The sequence below is a fragment of the Streptomyces sp. KL109B genome, from assembly GCF_030766935.1.
Classification (GTDB): Bacteria; Actinomycetota; Actinomycetes; order Streptomycetales; family Streptomycetaceae; genus Streptomyces.
The window spans coordinates 1-449 of record NZ_JASERL010000036.1; the positions used below are offsets into that span (position 1 = coordinate 1).

General features: G+C 69.0%; 1 protein-coding gene. It reads right to left on the bottom strand.

The window, feature by feature from the left end:
• A partial coding sequence (locus RBJ65_RS42030) for a ketoacyl-synthetase C-terminal extension domain-containing protein (RefSeq protein WP_306332224.1) occupies positions 1-406 on the bottom strand: 406 nt, incomplete at its 3' end.
• Positions 407-449 lie beyond the last annotated feature (43 nt).

A 449-nucleotide genomic window follows, 5' to 3' on the forward strand; every position in this document is an offset into this window, starting at 1 on the left:
TGTGCAACTCGCGTGCCATGGCGCTCCATTGGGAGCCCTGTCCGGGGAACACCAGCACTGTTTTGCCGGGCTTGGCGGTTCCGGTCACCACGGTGTCGGAGGGGGTGCCCTGTGCGAGGGAGTTGAGTCCTGCCAGCAACTCCTGGCGTGTGGTGCCCAGTACGATGCCGCGGTGGTCGAACACGGTGCGGGCGGCCAGCGTTGCCGCCACGTCTTGCACCGGTAGGTCGGTATCGGTGGCGGCCTCGGCGATCCGCCCGGCGTGGGTGCGCAGTGTCCCCTCGTTCCGTGCCGACAACACCCACCCGACCGGCCCCACCGGCTCCGTCACGGCCACGGGCTCCGCCGACGGCGCCTGTTCCAGGATCAGGTGAGCGTTGGTGCCGCTGATCCCGAACGCTGACACCCCCGCACGACGCGGTCCGTCCTTCTTATGCCACTCACGGGAT